A 24,907-nucleotide genomic window follows, 5' to 3' on the forward strand; every position below is an offset into this window, starting at 1 on the left:
ACTTTGCGACGCTGTGCCGGGTCTCAGCTCAAGTTACGGCGTCGACGCGACGCCACTTGATGATCGAGCGCCACTGAAGCGGCGCTCGCTCTATATCAGATCTTGCCGCCCGCCTCGGGAATGACCTTGGTTAGGCTTCCGGTTGCGGGGAAGAGGGGGATCAGGCAGGCCTGCAGGGCGTGGTAGATGTCGCCCTTGCCGGGGAACAGGCTGTGTGAGGGTACCAGATTTTCCGTCAGCTCCTCGTGCCAACCGCCATTCTTGTGGTCGATGAAGGCGCGTTCGATCACGTTCCAGATCCTGCGGTAATGTTCCTCGTGGTAGTCGCTTGGCAGGTGCTCATTGAGGAAGTGCGCGGCGGCAGCGCCCTCGCAGGCCGGCCACCACAGCTTGTTGCGCTTGGCCGGCTTGTCTTCCCAGTCGAGTGTATAGAAGAAGCCGCCCTTGTCGTCGTCCCAACCGAGGGCGATCGACTGCGAGAACAGGCTCTTCGCCGCATCTGGCATCCACTCCTGCTTCTTGCCGCCAAGCACCCAGAGCTGGAGAAGGAGGCGCGCCCACTCCAGCCAATGACCAGGAGTAGTGCCTGCCGGGCGGAACATTTCGTTCGGATGATAGTAATCCTTGTCGAGGCCCCAATCGGTGGTGAAGTGCTCGGCAACGCGCCAACCGACGGAGCCGGCGGCTCGACGAATGACGAGATCAGCAATGCTTTCAGCCTTGGCGAGATAGTCGCGGTCGCCGGTTGCCTCGAAGGCCGCCATCAGCGCTTCGGTCAAATGCATGTTGGAGTTCTGGCCACGGTAGTTGCCGCCGTCGAGAGCCTGCCAGTCGGCGGTGAACTCTTCGGCAATGGCGCCGTGCTTGGCTTCCCAGAACTTGGTATTCAGGACCTCGGCAATATCGGCAAGCATGCCGTCGGCAAGCGGATGGCCGACCGTCTTGGCGGAGGACGCTGCGAGCAGGACGAAGGCGTGGCCATAACCCTGCTTGTTTGAATCGACGGGGCCCTTGTCATCGAGCGACCAGAAGTAACCGCCGTTCTTGGTGTCACGGTGATGGTTCCAGATGTACTGCATGCCATGATCCACGACGTCGGAGGCACCGGGACGGCCGAGCAGCGTGCCGATCGCAAAGCAATGAACGGCGCGTGAGGCTATGTGGATCGGACGGACCTGACCGGCGGCATTGAGCGGTTTGCCGGCATCGTCGAGATCGAAGAAGCCGCCTTTCGGGTTGACGGAGTTGTGCTGGAAGAAATCGAAAAGGCCGTTTGCCTGTGCGAGAAGCCAATTGCGGTGGTAGGCGCGGGTGGTCCAGTTTCCAAGCGCGGCGTCGCCGATTGCTAGTACCATGATACTCCTCCAATTTCGTGCACAAAGCCTTCGTAACCGCCTATATAGGGGTCGCCCGAGTCTGTCATCTGCCCAGCGCCGCAAAGGCGCCACATGATGGGCATATATTGACATAAAGATATCTTTATGTGATTTGACCAATTGGCCTGTAACGACGTCAAGGAGTCCGCCCGTGTTTGATACTCTGTTTAGTCCCGAAGGGACAAAGCGCGACGGTAGCGAAGTGTTTGCGGCGCTCAAGAAAGCTGCCAGTGAACGTATCCTCGTTCTTGACGGCGCCATGGGCACGCAGATCCAGGGGCTTGGCTTCGACGAAGACCATTTTCGTGGTGATCGCTTCATCGGTTGTGCCTGCCATCAGAAGGGCAACAACGACCTGCTGATCCTGACGCAGCCGGATGCGATCGAAGAGATCCATTACAAATACGCAAAGGCCGGCGCCGATATTCTGGAGACCAACACCTTTTCGTCGACCCGCATCGCACAGGCCGACTATGCGATGGAAGGCGAAGTCTATGCGCTTAACAAGGAGGGCGCCGAGATCGTGCGCCGCGCCGCGATCCGTGCTGAGCGCGAGGACGGCCGTCGTCGTTTCGTCGCCGGTGCCATCGGCCCGACGAACCGCACCGCGTCGATTTCGCCCGACGTCAACAATCCGGGCTTCCGCGCCGTCAGCTTCGACGACCTGCGCATCGCTTATGGCGAGCAGATCGACGGCCTGATCGATGGTGGCGCCGATATCATCCTCATCGAGACGATCTTCGACACCTTGAATGCGAAGGCCGCGATCTTTGCCTGCGAGGAGCGCTTCGAGGCGAAGGGCATCCGCCTGCCGGTCATGATCTCCGGCACGATCACCGATCTTTCCGGCCGTACCCTGTCCGGCCAGACGCCGTCGGCGTTCTGGAACTCGGTGCGGCACGCCAACCCGTTTACGATCGGCCTGAATTGCGCACTCGGCGCCAACGCCATGCGTCCGCACTTGCAGGAGCTGTCGGGCGTTGCCGATACCTTCATCTGCGCCTATCCGAATGCTGGCCTGCCGAACGAGTTCGGCCAGTATGACGAGACGCCGGAACTGATGGCGGCGCAGATCGACGAGTTTGCACGCGAAGGCCTCGTCAACATCGTTGGCGGCTGCTGCGGCTCGACGCCTGAACATATCAAGGCGATCGCTGAGGTGGTGGCGAAGTACAAGCCACGCCCGATTCCCGAGCATCGCCCCTTCATGTCGCTGTCGGGTCTCGAACCGTTCGAGCTGACCAAGGACATTCCCTTCGTCAACGTCGGTGAGCGCACCAACGTCACGGGCTCCGCCAAGTTCCGCAAGCTGATCACCAATGCCGACTACACGGCAGCGCTCGATGTGGCACGCGACCAAGTTGAAAACGGCGCGCAGATCATCGACATCAACATGGACGAGGGCTTGATCGATTCCGAAAAGGCGATGATCGAGTTTCTGAACCTGATCGCCGCCGAACCGGATATCGCTCGCGTGCCTGTGATGATCGACTCCTCGAAGTTCTCGATCATCGAGTCCGGCCTGAAGCGTGTCCAGGGTAAGCCGATCGTCAACTCGATCTCGCTCAAGGAAGGCGAAGAGAACTTCCTGGCGCAGGCGAAGCTGCTGCACGCTTATGGCGCGGCCGTCGTGGTCATGGCCTTCGATGAGACGGGGCAGGCAGACAGCTACGAGCGCAAGGTCGAGATCTGCACGCGCGCCTACAAGATCCTGACTGAAAAGGCGGGCTTCCCGCCTGAGGACATCATCTTCGATCCGAACGTCTTTGCTGTCGCGACCGGCATCGAGGAGCACAACAACTATGGCGTCGACTTCATCGAGGCGACGCGGACGATCCGTAAGACGATGCCGCTGGTGCATATTTCGGGCGGCGTCTCGAACCTGTCCTTCTCGTTCCGCGGCAACGAGCCGGTGCGCGAGGCGATGCACGCCGTGTTCCTTTACCACGCCATCCAGGCGGGGATGGACATGGGCATCGTCAATGCCGGTCAGCTGGCGGTCTATGACAATATCGACCCGGAGCTGCGCGAAGCCTGCGAAGACGTCGTGCTGAACCGCCGCGCCGACGCGACCGAGCGGCTGCTTGAAGTGGCAGAGCGTTATCGTGGTGCCGGCACCCGGGAAGCGAAGGTGCAGGATCTCACCTGGCGCGAATGGCCGGTCGCAAAGCGGCTGGAGCATGCGCTGGTCAACGGTATCACCGAATATATCGAAGCCGACACCGAGGAAGCCCGTCAGCAAGCGGAGCGGCCGTTGCATGTCATCGAAGGCCCGCTGATGGCCGGCATGAACGTGGTCGGCGATCTCTTCGGCTCCGGCAAGATGTTCCTGCCGCAGGTCGTCAAGTCGGCGCGCGTGATGAAACAGGCGGTCGCGGTACTCCTTCCCTACATGGAAGAGGAGAAGCGACTGAACGGCGGCGACGAGCGCAAGGCTGCCGGCAAGATCCTGATGGCGACCGTGAAGGGCGACGTCCACGATATCGGCAAGAACATCGTCGGTGTCGTTCTCGCCTGCAACAATTACGAGATCATCGATCTCGGTGTCATGGTGCCAGCAACGAAGATCCTCGAGACTGCCGTCGCCGAGCAGGTGGATGTCATCGGCCTCTCCGGCCTGATTACCCCGTCGCTCGACGAAATGGTGCATGTCGCCGCTGAAATGGAACGTCAGGGACTGGACCTGCCGCTCTTGATCGGTGGCGCGACGACCAGCCGTGTCCACACGGCAGTCAAGATCCACCCGGGCTACAACAAGGGCCAGACCGTCTATGTGACGGATGCCAGCCGCGCGGTCGGCGTCGTTTCCTCGCTGTTGTCACCTGAAGGTCGCGACGGTTATGTGGCCGACATCCGCGCCGAATATGCGAAGGTCGCTGCAGCGCACGCCCGCAGCGAGGCGGAGAAGGTGCGCCTGCCGCTGGCACGTGCCCGTGAAAATGCCGCTGCGGTCGACTGGGCGGCCTACAAGCCGACAAAGCCGAGCTTCCTCGGCACCAAGGTATTCGACGGCTACGATCTTGCCGAGATCGCCAAGTACATCGACTGGACGCCGTTCTTCCAGACCTGGGAGCTGCGTGGGCGGTTCCCGGCAATTCTCGAAGACGAAAAGCAGGGCGAGGCGGCTCGCGCGCTGTGGGCCGACGCGCAGGCCATGCTGAAGAAGATCATCGACGAGAAGTGGTTCAACCCGCGCGCCGTCATCGGCTTCTGGCCGGCGAACGCGGTCGGCGACGATATCCGGCTGTTCAAGGACGATAGCCGCAAGGAGGAGCTTGCCACCTTCTTTACGCTGCGCCAGCAGCTTTCGAAGCGCGATGGCCGGCCGAACGTCGCATTGTCGGACTTCGTGGCGCCAGCCGACAGCGGCATTCACGACTATGTCGGCGGCTTCGTCGTTTCAGCCGGTATCGAAGAGATCGCTATCGCGGAACGCTTCGAACGTGCGAACGACGACTATTCGTCGATCCTCCTGAAGGCGCTGGCCGATCGCTTCGCGGAGGCCTTTGCGGAATGCATGCACGAGCAGGTTCGTCGCGAATATTGGGGTTATGCCAAGGATGAGCATCTCTCCAACGAGCAGCTGATCAGCGAGGAATATGCCGGTATCCGTCCGGCGCCGGGCTATCCGGCGCAGCCCGATCACACCGAGAAGAAGACGCTGTTTGCTCTGCTCGATGCCGAAAAGGCTGCCGGCGTGCAGCTCACCGAGAGTTATGCGATGTGGCCGGGTTCGTCGGTCTCCGGCATCTACATCGGCCATCCCGAATCCTACTACTTCGGCGTCGCCAAGGTGGAGCGGGACCAGGTCGAGGACTACGCAGCCCGGAAGGGCATGGACGTAGCCGAGGTCGAACGTTGGCTTGGACCGGTCCTCAACTACGTACCGCGCAAGCGTGACGAGGAAATCGAGGACGCTGCCTGATCGGCGGCGTCTTCAGTATTTGATTCAAGGACCAGAGGGATTGATTTAGCTCTTGGTCGCAACGCACTGAATCTGAATCGAAAATCGCCTCAGGCGCTGGGTGTCAACTCGACAAGCAACGCCGTGGTGTCGTCGCTCTGCTTGTAGCGTGGATAGCGGAGCCCTTCGGGATCAATCTCGCGTTCGAAGCGCCGAAGTTCGTCGAGCATCGGCCGCAGACCCTTGGCGAGTGCAGTGCGCACCAAGCTTGTAGAATCATAGGTCGCGTAAAGGACCGCGAGGTCTGAAAAACCGTCGCTGCAGACGATGGCGTGCGCTTTGCCCCTGATATCCAGCCGCTCTGAAACCAGATGATCGGCCGCCTCCGGCACGAGGCCGAGGGTCCAGACGCCGCTTGCCGGCGTGTTCTGGCGCTCTCGGTGCTGGCGCAATAGGGCGAGCGTTTCGGAATTGCCGAGCGCGCCACCTTCCTTGGTAATGCCGCCCGTGCGTGCAATGTGCTTTCGCGCCTGGTTCTGTTCATACTCATAGGCACCGGGAATAGCCATGTGCATCGCTGCCGAGCCGTCTTCCTGCAACAGAAAGAGGCAGGAGTCGCCAAGGCCGACGAAGTGGAAACCGTCGCGCGTGTGGTGCAACATGGCAAAGGCGGTCAGCGGCCACGCGTAGCGCGGGACGCTCTCGTTGTGGGCTAAGAACTCCGTGCGGGCTGCCAGAGACAGGCTGCGAGCAATCTCCGAGACGCTGCTGTCACGGGTAATCCGATCCTGAAAGCCACGGGCGAAGTGCTGGGCGATCCAGGCGGCGTCGCTACCTCCCTCATCCATATATTGGCGATCGCCGAGGCCCGTCGCACCGTCGATTACGAAGGCGCAGGCGTCGTTATGGCCGAAGCTGTCGTCGTTCGGCTTTGCGGGATTGCCGGGATCGGAGATGGTGTCGAGGATAGTGATGCGACTTGTCATGGGTGCCATCAATAGACGGGCATTGCCGTCCATTCAATGCGACAAGGAATCACGACGGACCGATCGTCAGTTCGGCGACAAAATCATAGGCATCCCCGCGGTAGAGCGAGCGGGTGAATTCGACCGCGCGTCCCGAACCAAGGTATGAAATACGCTCGATCGACAGCCCTGCGGCGCCGACGGGAACGCCGAGAAGATGGGCATCGACCTCTTTCATGTTGGTCGCCGAAATTCTCTGCACCGCGCGGACGGGCCGGACCTGGCGACGCTCGAGCTCCTCATAGAGCGACGTTGTCACCACGAAAGGATCGGGCAGGAACTCGCCGGAAACACTGGCATTTTCGATGGCCAGCGGCTGGTCGTCGGCGATGCGCAATCGGCTGAGGCGTGAGACCCTGACATCGGTCGCGAGACCGAGAATCATCATTTCGTCGGGAGAGGGCGTGTGGATACCCTTGTGCAGCCATTCGGAGCGGGAGGTCATGCCGCGACGGGCCATATCCTCCGTAAAGGAGGTGAGCTGCGAGAGGCGCTGTTCGACCTTCGATACCGGCTTTGTCACGAAGGTGCCGGAACCGTGGCGGCGGATGAGCAACCCGTCCGCGACAAGCTCATCGATCGCTTTGCGCACGGTCACCCGGCTGACGGTCGCCAGTTCCGCGATGTCGCGCTCAGGCGGCAGGGCATCGCCATGACTGAGCGTGCCAGTGCGAATGGCATCTTCCAGCGTGCGGCGCAGCTTTACATAAAGCGGGCCTGTGCCGCCGGCTTGAAGACGTTCGGGGGAAAGGAGGCTTGCAAAATCGTCGGTCATGCCGCGCCTCTTCCTTCCTCGTGGAGAAACTTCACTGCGAGATCAATGGCGCCCTGCAGGACGTCGCCCTTCGGCTCACGCAGCAGGACAGCGTGACGTTCAGCAAGCCATGGACGATAGGCCTTTGCCAGTCCGCCCAACAGGCAGATCACCTCGCATTCCAGCCAGAGCAACGCATCCAGGCTCTCGCCGATCGAGGCTGCTGCGTTCTGCACGATCGCCGTCGCGACCGAGTCGCCCTTGGCAGCGGCCTCGAACACAACGGGCGCGTAGCGGGCGAAGTCATTCGGGCGGGAGACGTGGGCGAACTCGACGACGCGCTCAGGATCGTCGCCATATTCAGCCATGACGGTCTGGGTGACCGGGGAGGAGGGGCGCACCCCGTCATGGGCCAGCAAAGACTGCTCCAGCAGGTCCCGGCCGAGGCGAGCGCCACTGGCCTGGTCGCCGACGACGAATCCCCAGCCGCCAATGCCGTAGAGCTTTCCGTTGCGGCGCGCATTGTAGACCGAGCCCGTTCCGAACGCTCCAATCACACCGTCGGAATCGCCGAGCGCTCCTTGGAGTGCCGTCGTCGCATCTGTTACGACACGGCGCCGGGCAAAAGGCAGGGCACGCTCGATGCGTTCGGCATAGTCGCCCACATTCGCGCCGGCGACGCCGACGACGGCAGAGACGCTGGAAACGGTTTCAGAGGAAAGGCCGGCGTCATTCAACGCGTTTTCGGCTGACGCTACGATATTGAGCAGCGAGTTTTCGAGGTCGGACAGGATGTTCGACGGGCCGGCCGTGCCACGGCCCAGAATGCGCCCTGTCGCATCCGTGACTGCGGCGCGGCAGCTGGAGCCTCCGCCGTCAATGCCGATCGCAAGTTCTGTCATTGAACCACCAAATCCGCCCATTCCCCTTGTTTTCACTACAATACCAAAAAAATACCATTTACCAAGTCAAAAGCGTGGCGAAAAATCATCTTTTTATCTATCTGATTTTTATGAATAAAATTTTTTTGACGACTTTTCTGTCGTTCGAGTGTTAAAATCGGCTGGACAATTGGTATTTTTTTGGCCTTAATTCAACTCAAGGGAACAGCGCATCGAGCAGCGATAAACGGCAGGATAGAGATAAGCCGGGTCACTCGATGAAATGCAGATCCGGCCGTAGCGACACCGTCGCTCTCGATCCGTTCATTTGCCGTCAGCTTTCCCTTTCATGGCTGCGCCGGATCGGTTTCTTGTTCGGGTGCGCCGTCTGGTCGACAGGTGTTATCTGTCGCGCCGATTTTGAGCTTTCGGGCCGGCAGCTGCTGACGGCCCTCGAGTGGCGTTGCGTGTCACCTCATGCACGCGAACGCTGGTTTCAGGTCAGGAACAGCGCCTCACCGGCGCATAAAACAGGAGAGGGAAATGAAGAACACCGCACTTAGAGGCTTCCTGCTGGCGTCCAGCCTGCTGACATCAGTGGGCTTTGCTCATGCCGCCGACGTTACGCTGACGGTCGAGAGCTGGCGTAACGACGACCTGCAGATCTGGCAGGAAAAGATTATCCCGGCGTTCGAAGCCAAGAACCCCGGCATCAAGATCGTCTTCTCGCCGACCGCGCCGACCGAGTACAACGCTTCGCTGAACGCCAAGCTCGATGCCGGCTCCGCCGGTGATATCATCACCTGCCGGCCGTTCGACCCTTCGCTCGGAATCTTTGATAAGAAGCAGCTCGCCGATCTGACGAGCCTGCCGGGCATGGAGAACTTCTCGCCCGTCGCCAAGGCCGCCTGGACAACCGATGACGGCAAGTCCACCTTCTGTGTGCCGATGGCCTCGGTCATCCATGGCTTCATTTACAACAAGGATGCCTTCGACAAGCTCGGCATCTCCGTTCCGAAGACCGAAGAGGAATTCTTCGCCGCCCTCGACAAGATCAAGGCGGACGGCACCTACATTCCGCTCGCCATGGGCACGAAGGATCTCTGGGAAGCCGCAACCATGGGCTACCAGAACGTCGGTCCGAACTACTGGAAGGGCGAAGACGGTCGTCTGGCGCTGATCTCAGGCAAGCAGAAGCTGACCGATCCGGAATGGGTCCAGCCTTTCGAACAAATCGCCAAGTGGAAGCCCTATCTCGGTGACGGTTTCGAAGCCCAGACCTATTCGGACAGCCAGAACCTCTTTACGCTCGGCCGCGCCGCCATCTACCCGGCCGGTTCCTGGGAAATCTCGCTGTTCAACAGCCAGGCCCAGTTCAAGATGGGCGCTTTCCCGCCGCCGGTTCCGAAAGCTGGCGACCAGGGCTACATCTCCGACCATCCGGATATCGCTGTCGGCCTGAACGCCAAGAGCACCCATGCCGAGGAAGCCAAGAAGTTCCTCACCTGGGTCGCCTCGCCGGAATTCGCCGAAATCTACGCCAACTCGTTGCCGGGCTTCTTCAGCCTGAACTCGACGCCGGTGAAGATGGCTGATCCGCTGGCCCAGGAATTCGTTTCCTGGCGCGGCCCGTTCAAGTCGACGATCCGCTCGACGTACCAGATTCTGTCGCGTGGTACGCCGAACCTCGAAAACGAAACCTGGGTTGCTTCGGCGAACGTCGTCAACGGCACCGTGACGCCAGCCGATGCCGCCAAGAAGCTGCAGGACGGCCTCGACAGCTGGTTCAAGCCTGCCAAGTGATTGAGATGTGAGGGGCGGCGTTAGCCGTCCCTCATTCCGGCTCAAAGCCAATTTCGTATCCGCTCTTTTTCTCCCCGCCGCCTTCGAAAGCCGAAGGGCGGGGAGATGACTAGAGGGAAAGGGCGTTCTGCCCGTTGTGTCAGACGCGCTGCGCCATAGGTGCAGCTAAGAAGAACAGGCAAAAGCCATGAGCGTAGCCGAATCCGCTGTCGATGTTGTTCCCATTAAGCGCCCTGTGCGCTGGCACGTCGGCGTCTTTCTCTTCCCGGCATTTGTCGTTTATTCGGCGATCATGATCCTGCCGCTGATCGAAACGCTGAGGCTTTCGTTCTACAACACTGTCGACGGTGCGCCTGTCTTCGTCGGGCTCGCGAACTACAAGGTGTTGTTTGGCGATGCGCGCTGGGCACACGACTTCTGGAACGCGCTGGTCAACAACTTCATATTCTTCGTCATTCACATGTGCGTGCAGAACCCGATCGGCATCGCGCTGGCGGCGCTGCTGTCGACGCCACGGCTGCGGTTCGTCGCGTTCTACCGCACCGCAATCTTCCTGCCGACGCTGCTTTCCTTCGTGATCGTCGGCTTCATCTGGAAGCTCATCCTTTCGCCGATCTGGGGCGTTGCCCCGTGGCTGATGAGCCTTGTCGGCATGAAGAGCCTGTTCGCGCCGTGGCTAGGGCAGTCCGGGTCGGCGCTGATTGCCGTGTCGCTGATCTCGAATTGGCAGTACATCGGCATTCCGATGATGCTGATTTACGCTGCGCTGCTCAGTATCCCGGAAGAGGTGATCGAAGCTGCCGAATGCGACGGCATCACCGGCTGGGCTCAGTTCTGGAAGATCAAGCTACCGCTCATCCTGCCCGCCATAGGCATCATCTCGATCCTGACTTTTGTCGGCAACTTCAACGCCTTCGACCTGATCTACACCGTGCAGGGCGCACTTGCCGGGCCTGATATGTCGACCGACATCCTGGGTACGCTCCTCTACCGCACCTTCTTCGGTTTCCAGCTTCAGCTTGGCGACCGCTCGATGGGCGCCACGATCGCGACGGTGATGTTCCTGATCATCCTCGCCGGCGTGTCGTTCTACCTTTTTGCCATCCAGCGGCGCATGCGCCGGTACCAGTTCTGAGGAGTGTGCCATGTCCAACAGAGCACGCACATCCCCCATCCGCACCAGCTTCGTCCACCTGGCGCTCATCGGCTATACGCTGGTTGCCATCTTTCCGGTGTTCCTGACGATCATCAACTCGTTCAAAGACCGTAACGCGATCTTCCGCTCGCCGCTGCAGGTGCCGACGCCCTCGACCTTCAGTCTTGTCGGGTATCGAACAGTGCTGGGGCAGGGTGATTTCGCCACTTACTTCCAGAACAGCTTCATCGTCACCATCGTTTCGATCGCGCTGGTGCTGCTCTTCGGCGCGATGGCCGCCTTCGCGCTCTCCGAATACCGTTTCCGTGGCAACACGTTGACCGGCCTCTATATGGCGATCGGCATCATGATCCCGATCCGCCTTGGTACGGTCGCAATCCTGCAGGGCATGGTGGCCGCCGGTCTCGTGAACACGCTGACGGCGCTGATCCTCGTCTACACTGCGCAGGGCATTCCGCTGGCGATCTTCATCCTGTCGGAATTCATGCGGACCGTCTCCGACGACCTCAAGAATGCCGGCCGCATCGATGGGCTGTCGGAATATGCGATCTTCTTCCGGCTCGTCATCCCGTTGGTGCGCCCGGCAATGGCTACGGTTGCAGTCTTCACGATGATCCCGATCTGGAACGATCTCTGGTTCCCGCTGATCCTGGCGCCCGCTGAGGCGACGAAGACCGTCACCCTCGGGTCGCAGATTTTCATTGGGCAATTCGTGACCAATTGGAACGCCGTGCTTGCCGCGCTTTCGCTGGCGATCCTGCCGATCCTCGTTCTCTACGTCATCTTCTCGCGGCAGCTCATCCGCGGCATCACTTCGGGAGCGGTCAAGTGAGTTCGACGACCAAGCCAATCCGCGTTCTCGTCGCCGGCCTCGGCAACATGGGACGCAGCCATGCGCTGGCCTATCACAACAATCCCGGTTTCGAGATTGTCGGGCTGGTCAATCGCTCGACGCCTGATCTGCCGGAGGAACTACGGGGCTACAAGATCTATTCGGATTTCAAGGCCGCTCTTGCCGAGCTGAAACCGGATCTCTGTGCGGTCTGCACCTATTCGGACACGCATGCGGACTATGCGGTCGCTGCCTTCGAGGCTGGTTGCGACGTTTTCGTCGAGAAGCCGCTCGCAACAACCGTTGCGGATGCGGAGCGCGTCGTGGTGGCGGCGAAGAAGGCCGGCCGGAAATTGGTGATCGGCTATATCCTTCGCCACCATCCATCCTGGATGCGGCTGATCGAAGAGGCGCGCAAGCTCGGTGGGCCGTATGTGTTCCGCATGAATCTCAATCAGCAGTCCAGCGGTCCGACCTGGGAAACACATAAGTCGTTGATGCAGACGACCTCTCCGATCGTCGATTGCGGTGTGCATTATGTCGACGTCATGTGCCAGATCACGGACGCTAAACCGGTGGAAGTGCGCGGCATGGGACTGCGTCTATCGGACGAAATCGCGCCCGATATGTATAATTACGGCCAGCTCCAGGTGCTTTTCGAGGATGGTTCAGTCGGCTGGTACGAGGCCGGCTGGGGCCCGATGATCTCCGAGACGGCGTTTTTCGTGAAGGACATCATGTCGCCGAAGGGATCGGTCTCGATCGTGATGGATCCGAACGCCAAGTCCGACGATATCGACGCTCACACCAAGACTTCAGTCATTCGCCTGCACACGGCGGAGACAGGAACCGACGGCAAGTTCATACGGCCGGACCAGGACATGACGATGGCGGGAGAACCAGGCCATCAGGAACTCTGCGACCGCGAGCAGGCCTTCATGCTGAAGGCCATTCGCGAGGATATCGACCTTAACCGCCACATGGCAGACGCCGTCGCTTCGCTGCGCATCTGCCTCGCCGCCGACGAAAGCGTGCGTACCGGCCAAGCCGTCAAGCTCCAAGAGCCGGTCAAACTGTAAGGATTACGACTAGTGGGATCGCTTCAACTCAAATCCATCCGCAAGACCTACGGCACGCATGAGGTGCTGAAGGGCATCGACCTAGAGGTCAAGGACGGCGAGTTCGTCATTTTTGTCGGACCTTCGGGCTGCGGCAAGTCAACCCTCCTGCGCAGCATTGCGGGATTGGAGGATGTCACCTCGGGCGCCGTTTTCATCAATGGCAAGGAAGAGACGCTGACGCCTCCCGCCAAGCGTGGCATCGCGATGGTGTTCCAATCCTATGCGCTCTACCCGCACCTGACGGTCAAGGACAACATGGGCCTCGGCTTGAAGCAGGCCGGCACGCCGAAAAATGAGATCGACAAGCGGGTGACCAAGGCGTCCTCGATGCTGTCGCTTGAGCCTTATCTGGCGCGGCGCCCGGCGGAGCTTTCCGGTGGTCAGCGCCAGCGCGTCGCTATTGGCCGCGCGATCGTGCGCGAGCCGGCGCTCTTCCTCTTCGATGAGCCGTTGTCGAACCTCGACGCAGCCTTGCGCGTTCAGACGCGTCTTGAGATCGCGCGCCTGCACCGCAGCCTCAAGGCGACGATGATCTACGTCACCCACGACCAGGTCGAGGCGATGACGCTTGCCGACAAGATCGTGGTGTTGAATGCCGGTGCGATCGAGCAGGTCGGCTCGCCAATGGAGCTCTACAACCGCCCTGCAAACACCTTCGTTGCGGGCTTCATCGGTTCGCCGATGATGAACTTCATTCCGGGTGACAAGGTTAGCGATGCCGCGGCAAAGACTGTTGGCGTGCGCCCAGAGCACTTGACCCTTTCGCGCGAGCAGGGCACGTGGCGGGCGAAGGTCGTCCACGTCGAACATCTCGGCGCGGACACGATCATCTATCTCGAATCCGAGCAGTGCGGCCTGATCACCGCGCGCCTTTTCGGTGAGCATCAGTACGAGCCCGACGAGATCGTCTATGCGACGCCGGACATGGCCCACATGCATCGGTTCGATGCCAATGACAAGGCGATCCGCTAGAGCCCAACGTCAAACTGAAAGCCCCGCCAGAGCGGGCCCGCCAGAGCGGGGCTTTCCATTTCTATCGATCAGCCAAGAACAGGGCGCATGAAGCTGCGCTCGTAGCTGATGATGCTGCGATTTCGTTTGTCGAGATCGAACGCGGCCTGGCATTCGGGTTCGCTTGCCATGCGCGTGCGATAGTCTTCGTAGGCCGCGAGGCTCGGAAACGAAAACAGCGCAATGGCAATGTTGTTCGCGCCCTCGGACGGCAGGAAATAGCCGTGATGCGTGCCTCCCATTCGATTGACGATCGGAATCCAGAGGCGCGCATACTCCTCGAATTCGGCCACCTTGTGTGGGTCGATCGTGTAACGCAGATAGCAGGTAATCATTGAAGCGTTTCTTTGAAGCAAAGCCGGACGGCGGCCACACGCCTCCGACAGCTAGGCGGCGAGGCGCTCGGTGAGTTCCTCGATGCCGACGTCTGCCTCGACGCTGTCTCCCTTGGCGATCAGATAGAGCCCTAGCACGAAGGCGAGGGCGGCGATGAAGAGCAGGTAGTAGGCATGAGCCATCGGATTGATTGGCAGCAGCGATGCGACTGCAAGAGGCGTCAGGCCGCCGAAAATCGCGTAGGAGACGTTGTAGGAGAAGGAGAGGCCGCTAAAGCGAACGCGGGCCGGGAAGGCGCGGACCATTACGTAGGGCACAGCTCCAACCATACCGACCGATAGCCCCATGATCGCATAGAGCACGAAAAGAACGGTCAGCGAAACGGCGGCATAACTGTAGAACGCGAAGGTCGCAGCACCAAAGAAGATACTTGAGACAACGAAGAAGCGGCCTGAGCCAACGCGATCGACGATCGCGCCGGCGGCGGCAGTTCCGAAGATCAGGAACAGCGTGCCGAAACTGGTGGCGGCAAGCGACTGCTGCGCGGTGTAGCCATAGAGCTTCTGCAGGAAGGTTGCCGTCATCAGTGTTGTCACGACGATGCCGGCCGACAGGATCCAAGTCAGCAGCATGGAGATGATGACGCCACGCGGGTAGTCGCGCAGCACGGCCTTCAGCGGCAGTTCCGGCGCAAGCGAGCGGGCCTGTTTCATTTCTGCGAAGACGGGCGTCTCCTGCAGCCAGCGGCGGAGGTAGACGGCAACGAGGCCGAAGATGCCGCCGAGGAAGAACGGGATGCGCCATGCATAGGCGACGACATCATCTTGCGTGAAGACGGAGTTGATGATCGTCGCGATGAAGGATCCGAGCAGGATGCCGAGGGTCAGGCCGGAGCAGAGGAAGCCGCAGGCAAAGCCGACGCGGCGGAAGGGGACGTGTTCGGCCACGAAGGTCCAGGCGCCGGGAACTTCACCGCCGATCGCCGCGCCTTGCAGGATGCGCATGAGCACGAGGAGGATTGGAGCGGCAACGCCGATGGTAGCATAGGTCGGCATCGCCGCCATGCCGAGCGTTGAGAGCGCCATCAGCAGGATCGAGAAAGCAAAAACGCGCTTGCGGCCAAAGAGGTCGCCGAAATGGGCGAGGACGATGCCACCGAGCGGGCGAACCAGATAGCCGGCGGCAAAGATCCCGAAGGTCTGGATGGTCACCAGCCACTCCGGCATATCGGGCGGAAAGAACAGCTTGCCGATCACCGCCGCGAAGAAGACGAAGATGATGAAGTCGTAGAACTCAAGCGCACCGCCGAGGGCCGAGAGGCCAAGGGTGCGGAAATCCTGCGCGGTGAGGCGGCGGGGCGGTACGGCTGTTGTGGTAGGGGACATGATGCTGACTTTGCCGAATAAAAATGCTTCAGCCGTCGTTACGCATCGAGGTCGCACTTTCAAGCAATTTCCGGCGCCGCAGAGTGGGGCGCCGGAAATGCGGAGGCAAGTGTGGCAAAGCCGCAAACGTGAGCGCAGCGCTGCCGCGATCAATCGCGGATGACGAGGAGGTCGGCTGCCATGAAGCGAAGCGTGACGGTCTCGCCAGCAGCCGGTGGGGTCACGCCCGGGCTGTTGAACATGTCGAAGGAAATGACATTGCCGCCGACATTCATGCGCGTGCGGATGACCGAACCGAGGAAGTGGGCGGATACGACCTGACCGGTCAGCTTCGTGTCGCATGGCGCGCTCTCGGCCAGCGATCCTGCCTCCGGACGCAGCGCCAGCGAGACTGTATCGCCAGCCTTGAAGGCGGCGACGGACTGCTTCAACGTCACGCCCTGGTCACCGATCTGGATGCGGTTGGCCGAGGGGTCGACAACCTTCGCTTCGATCATGTTGAGCGTGCCGACGAAGGAGGCGACGAAGCGCGTAGCCGGTGTGTTGTAGATTTCGAACGGCGTGCCGATCTGGTCGGCGCGGCCGGCGTTCATGACGACGATGCGGTCGGAGATCGAGAGAGCTTCTTCCTGGTCGTGCGTCACGAAGACGGTGGTGATGCCGAGCTTCTGCTGGATGGCGCGGATTTCCTCGCGCAGCGACACGCGGATCTTGGCGTCGAGGGCAGACAGCGGCTCGTCGAGCAGCAGGACCTGGGGGCGGACCGCCAGCGCACGGGCAAGCGCCACGCGCTGCTGCTGGCCGCCGGAGAGCTGATAGGGATAGCGATCCGCGAGGTGGTCGAGCTTGATCAGCCCAAGCATATCCTTGACGCGAGCGTCAATCTCGGTGGCCTGCGTGCCGGCGACCTTGAGGCCGAAGGCGACATTGTCGTGTACGGTCATGTTGGGAAACAGCGCGTAGGCCTGGAAGACCATGCCGATGTTGCGCTTGTTCGGCTTGAGATTGTTTTGCTCCTTGCCGCCGATGGCGATGCGACCGGCCGAGGGTGTTTCGAAGCCCGCGATCATGCGCAGGACAGTCGTCTTGCCGCAGCCCGACGGGCCAAGGAAAGAGATGAATTCACCCTTCTCGATCTGCATGTTGAAGTCATGCACGACCTGCGTGTTGCCGAAGGATTTCTTGAGGTTTGCGAGTTCGAGAAAGGCCATGAAAACCAGATACCTTACGACTTAGCCGGAGCGGCTTTGTGGAAGCGGGAGACGAGTTGCAGCAGGCCCATGCTGAGCCAGGTAATCGAGAAGGCGATGACCGCCAGGGCCGACGGCTCATAGGCGCGGTTGGCGCCAACCAGCTGCAGGTAAGGCCCGAAGGCCGGACGATTGAGGAGCGCGGCCATGGTGAATTCGCCCATGACGATCGCGAGCGTGATGAAGGCGCCCGAGAGTACGCCGCTCATGACGTTCGGGAAAATGCACTTGAACAGGATCGTCGCCCAGCCGGCGCCAAGGCTTTCCGCAGCTTCCGTCAAGGTGCGGACATCGATGGCACGCATGGCGGTGTCGACGGCGCGATACATGTAGGGCAGGGACAGCGTTATGTATGAAAGGACGAGCAGGATGTTCGTACCCGTGGTCGATCCCGTCAGCGGCAGGATCGAGGACGAGTTGTACATTCTGAGATAACCGAAGACGATCACGATTGCCGGGATGACGAGCGGCAGCAGCGTGATGAACTCGACGATCGGACGGATCTGCGGCAGGCGCAGGCGCACCCAATACGCCGTAGGCACCACGAGCAGCATGCCAAAGACGATCGTCAGAAGCGCCATCAGCATCGAATAACCGAAGGTTTCGCGGAACTGCGCCTCGGAAAAAACCGAAGCGTAGGCGTCAAAACTGTAGGCGCCGCGGCGCATGCGCAGCGAGAATTCAACGGTGGCGATGAGCGGCAGGACGAAGTAGATCGCGCCGAATCCGATCGATATCCAGGCTCCAAGGCGTGAAGTCTTCATTTTTGCCACCGTTCAGCGCGCATGCGCAGCATGATGTATAGGAGGTTGGACAGGCCGGTGATGACGATCATGCCGAGTGCCAGCGCATAGCCGAGGTTGGCGTTATGAAGCACGTCGCCGCGGATCTGTGCGTAGAGCAGGATCGGGACGATATTCAGCGAACTTCCCGTCAGCGCATAGGCTGTGGCGATCGCGCCGAAAGCGTTGGCAAAGAGCAGGAGTGTCGTGCCCATCAGGCTCGGCCAGAGAATTGGGAACGCGACCATGCGCCAGTATTGGCCGTTGGTGGCGCCGAGAATGAGCGCGGCTTCCTTCCACTCCTTTTTCATGCCGTCGAGCGCCGGCGTCAGGATCAGTACCATCAGTGGGATCTGGAAGTACATGTAGGTGAGCGTGAGCCCGAAGAAGCTCAAGAGGTTGAAACCGGTGGAATAGAGATTGAAGCCCAGCCAGTCGCGCATCAAGACGGTCACGAGACCCGTGCGTCCGAGCGTGGCGAGAAAAGCGAAGGCGAGCGGTACGCCCGCGAAATTCGAGGCAACGCCGGAAAAGGTCAGGAGGCCCGAACGAACCCAGGTCGGGAGCCCGCCGAGCACCACAGCCCAGGCAAGAAGGGAGCCGATCACCGCGCCACCGAGGGCTGAAACCACCGACACCTTGATACTGATCCAGTAGGCACTGAGGATCGACGGCGTGAACAGGTCGGCAATGTTCTTGAGGGTGAGTTCGCCTTCCGGGGTCAGGAATGCGCCGGCGACCAGATAAAGCGTCGGTATGATCAGGAACATCGCAGCGAAGATCATGAAGGGCGCGATGCCGAGCCAGTCTACGATCCTGTCGCGGTTTATCATGGGCGTGGCCGTAGCCACGGATGTTGAAACAGTGCTCATAGACGACGGCCTTATCGGGGCAATGAAAAATGAGACCTCTCCGCCCACAGAGGCGGAGAGGTCTTGCGTCAGAGATTACTTGACGTTGGCGCCAACGACGCTGTCCCACTTCGTCGTGATGGCGGCCTTGCCGGCAGCCTGTTCGTCGAGGGTGGGGAACACGGCCTTTTCGTAAGCAGCGGCCGGCGGCAGCTTGTCGAGGAGCTCCTGGGGGACCTTCTTGTTCTTCGCCAGATCGTTGAAGCGGATCGGGTGGCAATAGCCCTTCAGCCAGCCGAGCTGACCTTCGTCGGAGTAGAGGTATTCCATCCAGAGCTTTGCAGCGTTCGGGTGCGGAGCGAAGGCCGAGATCGCCTGAACGTAGACGCCAGCGACAACGCCCGAAGCCGGAACGACGACTTCAGCTGGTGGGTTGCCCTTGAGGGTATCGCGCCAGGAGAGACCATTGTAGTCCCAGGCAACGACGATGGGGGTCGAGCCCTGAGCGAGCGAAGCGGACTTGCCGATCACAGGAACGAGGTTTCCAGCCTTGTTGAGCTCGGCGAAATACGCGAGACCAGCTTCGCCAGCCTTGGTCGCGTCCTTTTCACCAGCTGCGATGCCGGCTGCGTAGACGGCCTGGACAGCCTGGTTAGAAGCGCGCGGGTCGCCAGCGAGCGCGATGCTGTTGGCGTAGTCGGACTTCTTCAGGTCGGCCCAGTCCTTCGGAACGTCCTTGACGATGTCGGTGTTCACGACGAAGGAGAGAACGCCGTAATAGTCGCCGTACCAGAAGCCATCGGCATCCTTGGCGCTGTCAGGAATGGAATCCCAGGTCGACACCTTGTAGGGCTGGATCAGGCCATCGGCCTTTGCGGAGGGGCCGAAGGAAAGACCGACGTCGATAACGTCAGGAGCCTGCGGTCCGGTGTTGCCCTTGTTGGCCTTGATGGCTTCGATCTCGTCGCCCGAGCCCGCGTCGGGGTTCAGTTCGTTGACTTCGAGGCCGTACTTGGCCTTGAAGCCGGCGATGACGTCGCCGTAGCCGCACCAGTCGTGCGGAAGCGCGATGGTCGTCAGCGTGCCTTCCTTCTTGGCGGCAGCGATAAGTTCAGCGCTTGGTTCAGCAGCTGCGATTGCAGTCGAAGCAACAACAATTGCAGTAGAAAGCGAAAGCATTTTCGAAATATTAGAGATCACTGTTGTTCTCCTTCGGGTTTTCAGTGTCCGACGATGCTGTTACTTACGTTACGTGAAGCTTTCGTGACAGTTTCATGACCTTCTTTTTTCTTTGTATAGCAGGCAGTTGGCGGCGATGTTTCATTTACGACACATTATTCGCTCAAGCGCCGAACGTCATCTCACTGTCGTATTTTCCCTCCTAACTGAGTTTGCGGAATAGCCTGGTCTGTTCGAACAGGCCCTCCAGGGTTTTCATGCGTTCTTTCGTCTCATCCCAGGTCGAGCTTTGAACGGCCTCGATCAGGGCTTCTACGATGAAGAGAGTGACGACGGACGTGTCCCAGGCCGATGGCGCCTCGATCTGCACACGGAACGTGTGACGCGCGAGCTTGGCGGCGGGCGATCCCCACTGATCGGTAAAGACGACGATCTCCGCGCCGCTTTTTCGGGCAGCGGTCGCGAGGCTGACCATTTCCTGCTCGTAGCGACGGATATCGAAGATGACCAGGAGGTCGCCGGGATTCATATTGAGTACGTATTGCGGCCAGCTGCTCGAGTTTGATGAGAGCAAAGCAGTGTTCGGACGAATGACTTGCATATGTGTAAAGAAGTATTCGGCCAGCGCGCCGGTGATGCGCCCGCCCACGAAATAGAGGCCGCGTTTGCGATCCGAGAGGAGCGAGGCGACGCTGTCGAACGTCGCCGTGTCGAGCGCGCTCAGCGTCTGGCGAAGATTGCCAATGATCGCGTCGGCAAAGCGATTGAGAATATGCGTGCCCGGCGCGTTGGAGGCCCATCGATCATGCTTGGCGATGGGGTTCGAGATTGTCGCTTCGACCTCCTGGTGGAGGTGCGCCTGGAAGTCGGGATAGCCCTTGAAGCCGAGCTTCTGCACCATGCGTACGACCGTTGGCGTCGATACGCCGGCGTTCTCCGCAATCGTCGTGATACTCCCCAATCCTGAGACTGGGTAGTTGTCCAGCAGGCTCTCGGCCAATTGCTTTTCGGCCCGCGTAAGCATGCCAAAATGCGAATGGATTACGTCCGAAACTGTCTTCGACGCAGCGCTCACGCGTTCTTGCTCCCCGGGATTGGTCTTGTGCCACTTTCCCACTGAAAGTTAACAACGCTGTCACAATCCATGTCAACTGCTGTCATGAAAAGAAATTTTCAGTCGCGCTTGACAGTCGGCAAAACCTGAAGAATTCTTTTCTTATACATTCTTTAATTAATGATCGGGATGCGCCTGTGGTGCCTGCTCAGTTCAAGGTCCTAAGTGAAGCGGAAGGCGACTGCGTTACCGTTGAGCGGCCGAATGGCGAGAGCCCGCTGCTGGTGATCTGCGAGCATGCGTCGCGTTTGATGCCCGAGCGATACGGTACCCTCGGTCTCTCCCGTGAGGCTCTGGAAAGCCATATCGCATGGGACCCTGGCGCATTGGCAGTCGCCCGCGGGATTTCCGAGGCGCTCGACGCCACGCTCGTCTACCAGCGATTTTCGCGATTGATTTACGATTGCAACAGGCCGCCGGAGTCAGCCGGCGCCATGCCCGAGAAGAGTGAAGTCTATGAAATTCCGGGCAATGCCGATCTCAGCGCGGAAGAACGCCTCGCGCGCACCGAAGCATTGTATATTCCTTTTCACGACGCCATTCGCGCACTGATTCGCGATCGCAGGGCGAGGGGGCAGGAGACGGTGATTGCGACGGTCCACAGCTTCACTCCTGTTTACCACGGCAAGACACGTGCCGTGGAAATTGGTATATTGCATGACGAAGACAGCCGCTTTGCCGACAGCGTGTTGAACGCCGCATCGACCGGCTCGCCTCTCTATAAAATCGAACGTAACGAGCCCTACGGCCCCGTTGATGGCGTGACCCACACGCTCATCCTGCACGGGCTTTCGAACGGGCTGCGCAATGTAATGATCGAGGTCCGCAACGACCTCATCTCAGATGAAGACGGCCAAGGGGTCATGGCCGGCTATCTGACGAGGCTTCTCCGGCAAAGCCTGGACGCCTGACAACGAAGAAAAAGACCCCAGGGAGCAGTCTAACTGCGATCCGCCCGTAGGCGAAAACGTCACGGGCACTTTGGCACTGGATGATCACTCGCAATCCCGCGGCTGATCGCTAACAGGGGGAAGTCATGTCCGACTACACGGATCACGACAAGAAGCAGGACACGCATATCCTGCACTCCATGGGCTATGCCCAGGAGTTGGAGCGGAGGCTGAGCGCGTTCTCGAATTTTGCCGTCTCGTTCTCTATTATCTGCATTCTTTCCGGCGGTATCAACTCGCTGGCGCAAGCGACTTCCGGCGCCGGCGGCGCGGCCATCGGCATCGGCTGGCCGGTTGGTTGCTTCGTTTCGCTGGTGTTCGCCGTCGCGATGGCGCAGATCAGCTCGGCCTATCCGACCGCGGGTGGCCTCTACCACTGGGGTTCGATCCTCGGCAACCGCTTCACCGGCTGGCTGACCGCCTGGTTCAACCTGCTCGGCCTCGTCACCGTTCTCGGCGCGATCAACGTCGGCACCTACTATTTCTTCATGGGCTCCCTTGGGACGAGCTACTTCGGCCTGACGGACACGACGACCGTTCGTATCGTTTTCCTGGTCGTCATCACCGGCGCACAGGCGCTCGTGAACCACATGGGTATCGGCCTGACGGCGAAGCTCACGGACTTTTCCGGTTATCTCATTTTCGCGACGGCGATCGCGCTCGCAGTGGTGTGCCTGTTGGCGGCTCCGTCCTACGAGTTCGGCCGTCTTTTCACCTTTGCCAACTATTCCGGCGAAGCCGGCGGCAACGTGTGGCCGGAGACTTCGGGCGCTTGGGTATTCCTGCTCGGTCTTCTGCTGCCGATTTACACAATCACCGGCTATGACGCTTCGGCCCATACGTCGGAGGAGACGGTCAAGGCAGCTCATTCCGTTCCGCGCGGCATGGTCTCCTCCGTTCTATGGTCCGCGCTTTTCGGCTACATCATGCTTTGCGCCTTCGTGTTGATGCTGCCGAACATGGAAGAGGCGGCCAAGCAAGGCTGGAACGTGTTCTTCTGGGCGATGGACAGCCAGGTCAATGTCGTCGTCAAGGATGTGCTCTACTTTGCCATCTTCGTCAGCCAGTGGCTGTGCGGCCTTGCGACCGTCACCTCGGTTTCGCGCATGATCTTCGCCTTCTCGCGCGACGGCGGTCTGCCGGCCTCCAAGGCGCTCGCCAAGGTCAGCCCGAAGTTCCGCACGCCGGTCGCGGCCATCTGGACTGGCTCGATCCTCGCGGTCCTGTTCGTCTGGGGCTCGTCGCTCGTTTCGATCGGCGAAACGCCGGTTTACACGATCGTCGTGTCGTGCACGGTTATCTTCCTGTTCTTCTCCTTCGCGATCCCGATCACCCTCGGCCTCCTCGCCTGGGGTTCGTCGAAGTGGGACAAGATGGGTCCGTGGAACCTCGGCGAAGGCATGTTCAAGCTGTTCGCGATTCTTTCGATCCTGGCGATGGTGCTGATCTTCGTCCTCGGCATCCAGCCGCCGAATGATTGGGCTCTCTACATCACCGTCGGCTTCCTCGTACTGACTGCGATCATCTGGTTCGGCTTTGAAAACCGCCGCTTCAAGGGCCCGCCGATCGGTGAGGAAGTCGCGCGCCGTCAGGCGGAGATTGCTGCTGCCGAAAAGGCAGTTGGCGAACGCTGAGGCTTCGACTTCCCTCTCAAACCGCGGGGCCGCGATGGCGGCCCCGTTTAACGGCTCAACGAAAACGCATCAGATGCGGCGCGCCCGTTTGACTGCATGCCCTTTCGTTGACCCGATTTTTTCAGTTCCAGGTTCAGGCGGATTCAATATGAGCATCTATACTCTCGACGATCTCAAGCAGGATGTTGCCGACGGGCGCATCGACACGGTTCTGGCATGCCAGGTGGATATGCAGGGCCGCTTGATGGGCAAGCGTTTCCAGGCCGAATACTTCCTCGAGAGCGCATGGAAGGAAACGCACAGCTGCAACTATCTCGTCGCCACCGACATGGAGATGGAAACCGTCTCCGGTTACAAGGCGACGAGTTGGGAAAAGGGTTATGGCGACTACACGATGAAGCCCGACCTTTCGACGCTGCGGCGGATTCCATGGCTTGAAGGTACGGCGCTCGTGCTGTGCGATCTGCTCGACCACCATTCCCACGAAGAGGTGCCGCATTCGCCGCGCGCGATCCTGAAGAAGCAGGTCAAGCGTCTGGAAGACATGGGCATGAAGGCCTTTATGGCCTCGGAGCTCGAATTTTTCCTGTTCGACCAGACCTACGACTCCGCGCACGCAGCCGGTTATCGCAACCTGAAGCTCGCCAGCGCCTATAACGAGGACTACCACATCTTCCAGACGACCAAGGAAGAAGAGGTTATGCGGGCAATCCGCACGGGGCTTCAGGGGGCCGGCATTCCGGTCGAGAACTCGAAGGGTGAAGCATCCGCCGGGCAGGAGGAAATCAATGTCCGGTACGCCGATGCGCTGACGATGGCGGACCGCCATGCCATCATCAAGAACGGCTGCAAGGAGATCGCCTGGTCGAAGGGCAAGGCAATCACTTTCCTCGCCAAGTGGCACTATAATGCCGCCGGTAGCTCGTCACATATCCATCAGTCGCTCTGGAGCGTGGACGGCAAGACGCCGCTTTTCCATGACGAGAAGGGCAAGTACGGCATGTCGCCGCTAATGGAAAACTACATCGCCGGCCTGCTCTCGCACGCGAGCGAGATCACGTATTTCCTGGCACCTTACATCAACTCCTACAAGCGCTTCATGGCCGGCACGTTCGCGCCGACAAAAGCGATCTGGAGCAAGGACAACCGCACGGCCGGTTATCGTCTCTGCGGTGATGACACCAAGGCGATCCGCATCGAGTGCCGTGTTGGTGGGTCTGACCTCAATCCCTATCTCGCTTTTGCGGCACTGCTTGCTGCGGGCATCGATGGCATCGAGAACAAGGTGGAACTCGAGGCTCCATTTGTCGGCGACGCCTATGGCGCTCGCCGCGTCCGCGAGATCCCGCGCACGTTGCGCGCGGCAACCGTTGCCATGACGAAATCGAAGATGCTGCGCAATGCCTTCGGCGATGATGTCATCGACCACTATACTCGCGCAGCCGAGTGGGAGCAGGAAGAGTACGATCGTCGCGTCACCGATTGGGAAGTGGCGCGCGGTTTCGAAAGAGCATAAAGCGTAGCCAAGCCGGACGGCGTCCTGTCACACGATTTCCATATCTC

General features: G+C 60.2%; 20 protein-coding genes. 9 read left to right on the forward strand and 11 right to left on the reverse strand.

What is annotated here, in order from left to right; all coding sequences use genetic code 11:
- Positions 1-95: 95 nt before the first annotated feature.
- A complete protein-coding gene (locus IB244_RS14850; protein ID WP_169681487.1) occupies positions 96-1,355 on the reverse strand; it encodes an AGE family epimerase/isomerase in 1,260 nt (419 codons plus the stop codon).
- Positions 1,356-1,527: 172 nt separating this feature from the next.
- On the opposite strand from IB244_RS14850, the gene metH reads away from it, so the two are divergent.
- Positions 1,528-5,301 carry a methionine synthase gene (metH, locus tag IB244_RS14855; RefSeq protein WP_113471568.1) on the forward strand — a complete coding sequence of 1,258 codons (3,774 nt, stop codon included), beginning with the start codon at positions 1,528-1,530 and terminating at the stop codon, positions 5,299-5,301.
- Between the two features lie 89 nt (positions 5,302-5,390).
- Here metH and IB244_RS14860 read toward each other — a convergent pair whose 3' ends face one another.
- The 3 genes from IB244_RS14860 to IB244_RS14870 are packed head-to-tail and all read right to left on the reverse strand — an operon-like array spanning position 5,391 to position 7,961.
- Positions 5,391-6,266, reverse strand: coding sequence for a protein phosphatase 2C domain-containing protein (locus IB244_RS14860; RefSeq protein WP_112645365.1), 876 nt, complete (start codon positions 6,264-6,266; stop codon positions 5,391-5,393).
- A gap of 49 nt (positions 6,267-6,315) precedes the next feature.
- Positions 6,316-7,080: a GntR family transcriptional regulator gene (locus IB244_RS14865; protein WP_018857128.1), complete on the reverse strand. Its 765-nt coding sequence runs from the start codon at positions 7,078-7,080 to the stop codon at positions 6,316-6,318.
- On the reverse strand, positions 7,077-7,961 hold the full coding sequence (locus tag IB244_RS14870; protein WP_192304691.1) for an N-acetylglucosamine kinase: 885 nt from the start codon (positions 7,959-7,961) through the stop codon (positions 7,077-7,079). The genes IB244_RS14865 and IB244_RS14870 overlap by 4 nt, the downstream gene beginning before the upstream one ends.
- 522 nt (positions 7,962-8,483) lie before the next feature.
- Between IB244_RS14870 and IB244_RS14875 the strand changes: the two genes are divergently transcribed.
- The 5 genes from IB244_RS14875 (at position 8,484) to IB244_RS14895 (ending at position 13,824) form a co-directional block, all read left to right on the forward strand.
- Positions 8,484-9,743, forward strand: a complete 1,260-nt coding sequence (locus IB244_RS14875) for an ABC transporter substrate-binding protein (protein ID WP_113471569.1) — start codon at positions 8,484-8,486, stop codon at positions 9,741-9,743.
- 187 nt (positions 9,744-9,930) lie between these two features.
- Complete coding sequence (locus IB244_RS14880) at positions 9,931-10,878, forward strand: carbohydrate ABC transporter permease (RefSeq protein ID WP_018116212.1); 948 nt, start codon at positions 9,931-9,933, stop codon at positions 10,876-10,878.
- Positions 10,879-10,888: 10 nt separating this feature from the next.
- Positions 10,889-11,731: a carbohydrate ABC transporter permease gene (locus IB244_RS14885; RefSeq protein ID WP_018857125.1), complete on the forward strand. Its 843-nt coding sequence runs from the start codon at positions 10,889-10,891 to the stop codon at positions 11,729-11,731.
- Positions 11,728-12,810 carry a Gfo/Idh/MocA family protein gene (locus IB244_RS14890; protein ID WP_113471570.1) on the forward strand — a complete coding sequence of 361 codons (1,083 nt, stop codon included), beginning with the start codon at positions 11,728-11,730 and terminating at the stop codon, positions 12,808-12,810. Before IB244_RS14885 ends, IB244_RS14890 begins: the two co-directional genes overlap by 4 nt.
- A gap of 12 nt (positions 12,811-12,822) precedes the next feature.
- On the forward strand, positions 12,823-13,824 hold the full coding sequence (locus tag IB244_RS14895; RefSeq protein ID WP_018857123.1) for an ABC transporter ATP-binding protein: 1,002 nt from the start codon (positions 12,823-12,825) through the stop codon (positions 13,822-13,824).
- Positions 13,825-13,892: 68 nt separating this feature from the next.
- Here the strand turns inward: IB244_RS14895 and IB244_RS14900 are convergent, their stop codons facing one another.
- From IB244_RS14900 to IB244_RS14930, 7 genes are all read right to left on the reverse strand, one after another.
- Positions 13,893-14,198 carry an NIPSNAP family protein gene (locus IB244_RS14900; RefSeq protein WP_018116403.1) on the reverse strand — a complete coding sequence of 102 codons (306 nt, stop codon included), beginning with the start codon at positions 14,196-14,198 and terminating at the stop codon, positions 13,893-13,895.
- Positions 14,199-14,249: 51 nt separating this feature from the next.
- On the reverse strand, positions 14,250-15,584 hold the full coding sequence (locus IB244_RS14905) for an MFS transporter (RefSeq protein ID WP_018857122.1): 1,335 nt from the start codon (positions 15,582-15,584) through the stop codon (positions 14,250-14,252).
- Between the two features lie 149 nt (positions 15,585-15,733).
- Positions 15,734-16,795: an ABC transporter ATP-binding protein gene (locus IB244_RS14910; RefSeq protein WP_113471572.1), complete on the reverse strand. Its 1,062-nt coding sequence runs from the start codon at positions 16,793-16,795 to the stop codon at positions 15,734-15,736.
- A 14-nt stretch (positions 16,796-16,809) separates the two neighbouring features.
- A complete protein-coding gene (locus IB244_RS14915; protein WP_018116406.1) occupies positions 16,810-17,598 on the reverse strand; it encodes an ABC transporter permease in 789 nt (262 codons plus the stop codon).
- Entirely contained in the window at positions 17,595-18,488 is an 894-nt protein-coding gene (locus IB244_RS14920; protein WP_026371779.1) for an ABC transporter permease, read from the reverse strand. Before IB244_RS14920 ends, IB244_RS14915 begins: the two co-directional genes overlap by 4 nt.
- A 75-nt stretch (positions 18,489-18,563) precedes the next feature.
- The gene (locus tag IB244_RS14925; RefSeq protein WP_018116408.1) at positions 18,564-19,646 is read right to left on the reverse strand and encodes an ABC transporter substrate-binding protein; all 1,083 of its coding nucleotides are present in this window, start codon (positions 19,644-19,646) and stop codon (positions 18,564-18,566) included.
- A 202-nt stretch (positions 19,647-19,848) separates the two neighbouring features.
- On the reverse strand, positions 19,849-20,721 hold the full coding sequence (locus tag IB244_RS14930; RefSeq protein WP_018857119.1) for a MurR/RpiR family transcriptional regulator: 873 nt from the start codon (positions 20,719-20,721) through the stop codon (positions 19,849-19,851).
- Positions 20,722-20,897: 176 nt separating this feature from the next.
- Between IB244_RS14930 and IB244_RS14935 the strand changes: the two genes are divergently transcribed.
- The 3 genes from IB244_RS14935 to IB244_RS14945 all read left to right on the forward strand — a co-directional run bounded on the left by IB244_RS14935 (position 20,898) and on the right by IB244_RS14945 (position 24,860).
- Positions 20,898-21,671 carry an N-formylglutamate amidohydrolase gene (locus tag IB244_RS14935; protein ID WP_018857118.1) on the forward strand — a complete coding sequence of 258 codons (774 nt, stop codon included), beginning with the start codon at positions 20,898-20,900 and terminating at the stop codon, positions 21,669-21,671.
- 125 nt (positions 21,672-21,796) lie between these two features.
- On the forward strand, positions 21,797-23,344 hold the full coding sequence (locus IB244_RS14940) for an amino acid permease (protein WP_018857117.1): 1,548 nt from the start codon (positions 21,797-21,799) through the stop codon (positions 23,342-23,344).
- A 148-nt stretch (positions 23,345-23,492) separates the two neighbouring features.
- Positions 23,493-24,860, forward strand: coding sequence for a glutamine synthetase family protein (locus IB244_RS14945; protein WP_018857116.1), 1,368 nt, complete (start codon positions 23,493-23,495; stop codon positions 24,858-24,860).
- Positions 24,861-24,907: the final 47 nt, after the last annotated feature.

It is taken from the genome of Rhizobium sp. RHZ02, assembly GCF_014851575.1.
Taxonomy (GTDB): Bacteria; Pseudomonadota; Alphaproteobacteria; order Rhizobiales; family Rhizobiaceae; genus Rhizobium; species Rhizobium altiplani.

Coding starts and splice junctions, on each gene's coding strand:
- IB244_RS14850 (WP_169681487.1), bottom strand. CDS start 1,355: ATGGTACTAGCAATCGGCGACGCCGCGCTTGGAAACTGGACCACCCGC.
- IB244_RS14860 (WP_112645365.1), bottom strand. CDS start 6,266: ATGACAAGTCGCATCACTATCCTCGACACCATCTCCGATCCCGGCAAT.
- IB244_RS14865 (WP_018857128.1), bottom strand. CDS start 7,080: ATGACCGACGATTTTGCAAGCCTCCTTTCCCCCGAACGTCTTCAAGCC.
- IB244_RS14870 (WP_192304691.1), bottom strand. CDS start 7,961: ATGACAGAACTTGCGATCGGCATTGACGGCGGAGGCTCCAGCTGCCGC.
- IB244_RS14875 (WP_113471569.1), top strand. CDS start 8,484: ATGAAGAACACCGCACTTAGAGGCTTCCTGCTGGCGTCCAGCCTGCTG.
- IB244_RS14880 (WP_018116212.1), top strand. CDS start 9,931: ATGAGCGTAGCCGAATCCGCTGTCGATGTTGTTCCCATTAAGCGCCCT.
- IB244_RS14885 (WP_018857125.1), top strand. CDS start 10,889: ATGTCCAACAGAGCACGCACATCCCCCATCCGCACCAGCTTCGTCCAC.
- IB244_RS14900 (WP_018116403.1), bottom strand. CDS start 14,198: ATGATTACCTGCTATCTGCGTTACACGATCGACCCACACAAGGTGGCC.
- IB244_RS14905 (WP_018857122.1), bottom strand. CDS start 15,584: ATGTCCCCTACCACAACAGCCGTACCGCCCCGCCGCCTCACCGCGCAG.
- IB244_RS14910 (WP_113471572.1), bottom strand. CDS start 16,795: ATGGCCTTTCTCGAACTCGCAAACCTCAAGAAATCCTTCGGCAACACG.
- IB244_RS14915 (WP_018116406.1), bottom strand. CDS start 17,598: ATGAAGACTTCACGCCTTGGAGCCTGGATATCGATCGGATTCGGCGCG.
- IB244_RS14920 (WP_026371779.1), bottom strand. CDS start 18,488: ATGAGCACTGTTTCAACATCCGTGGCTACGGCCACGCCCATGATAAAC.
- IB244_RS14925 (WP_018116408.1), bottom strand. CDS start 19,646: ATGCTTTCGCTTTCTACTGCAATTGTTGTTGCTTCGACTGCAATCGCA.
- IB244_RS14940 (WP_018857117.1), top strand. CDS start 21,797: ATGTCCGACTACACGGATCACGACAAGAAGCAGGACACGCATATCCTG.
- IB244_RS14945 (WP_018857116.1), top strand. CDS start 23,493: ATGAGCATCTATACTCTCGACGATCTCAAGCAGGATGTTGCCGACGGG.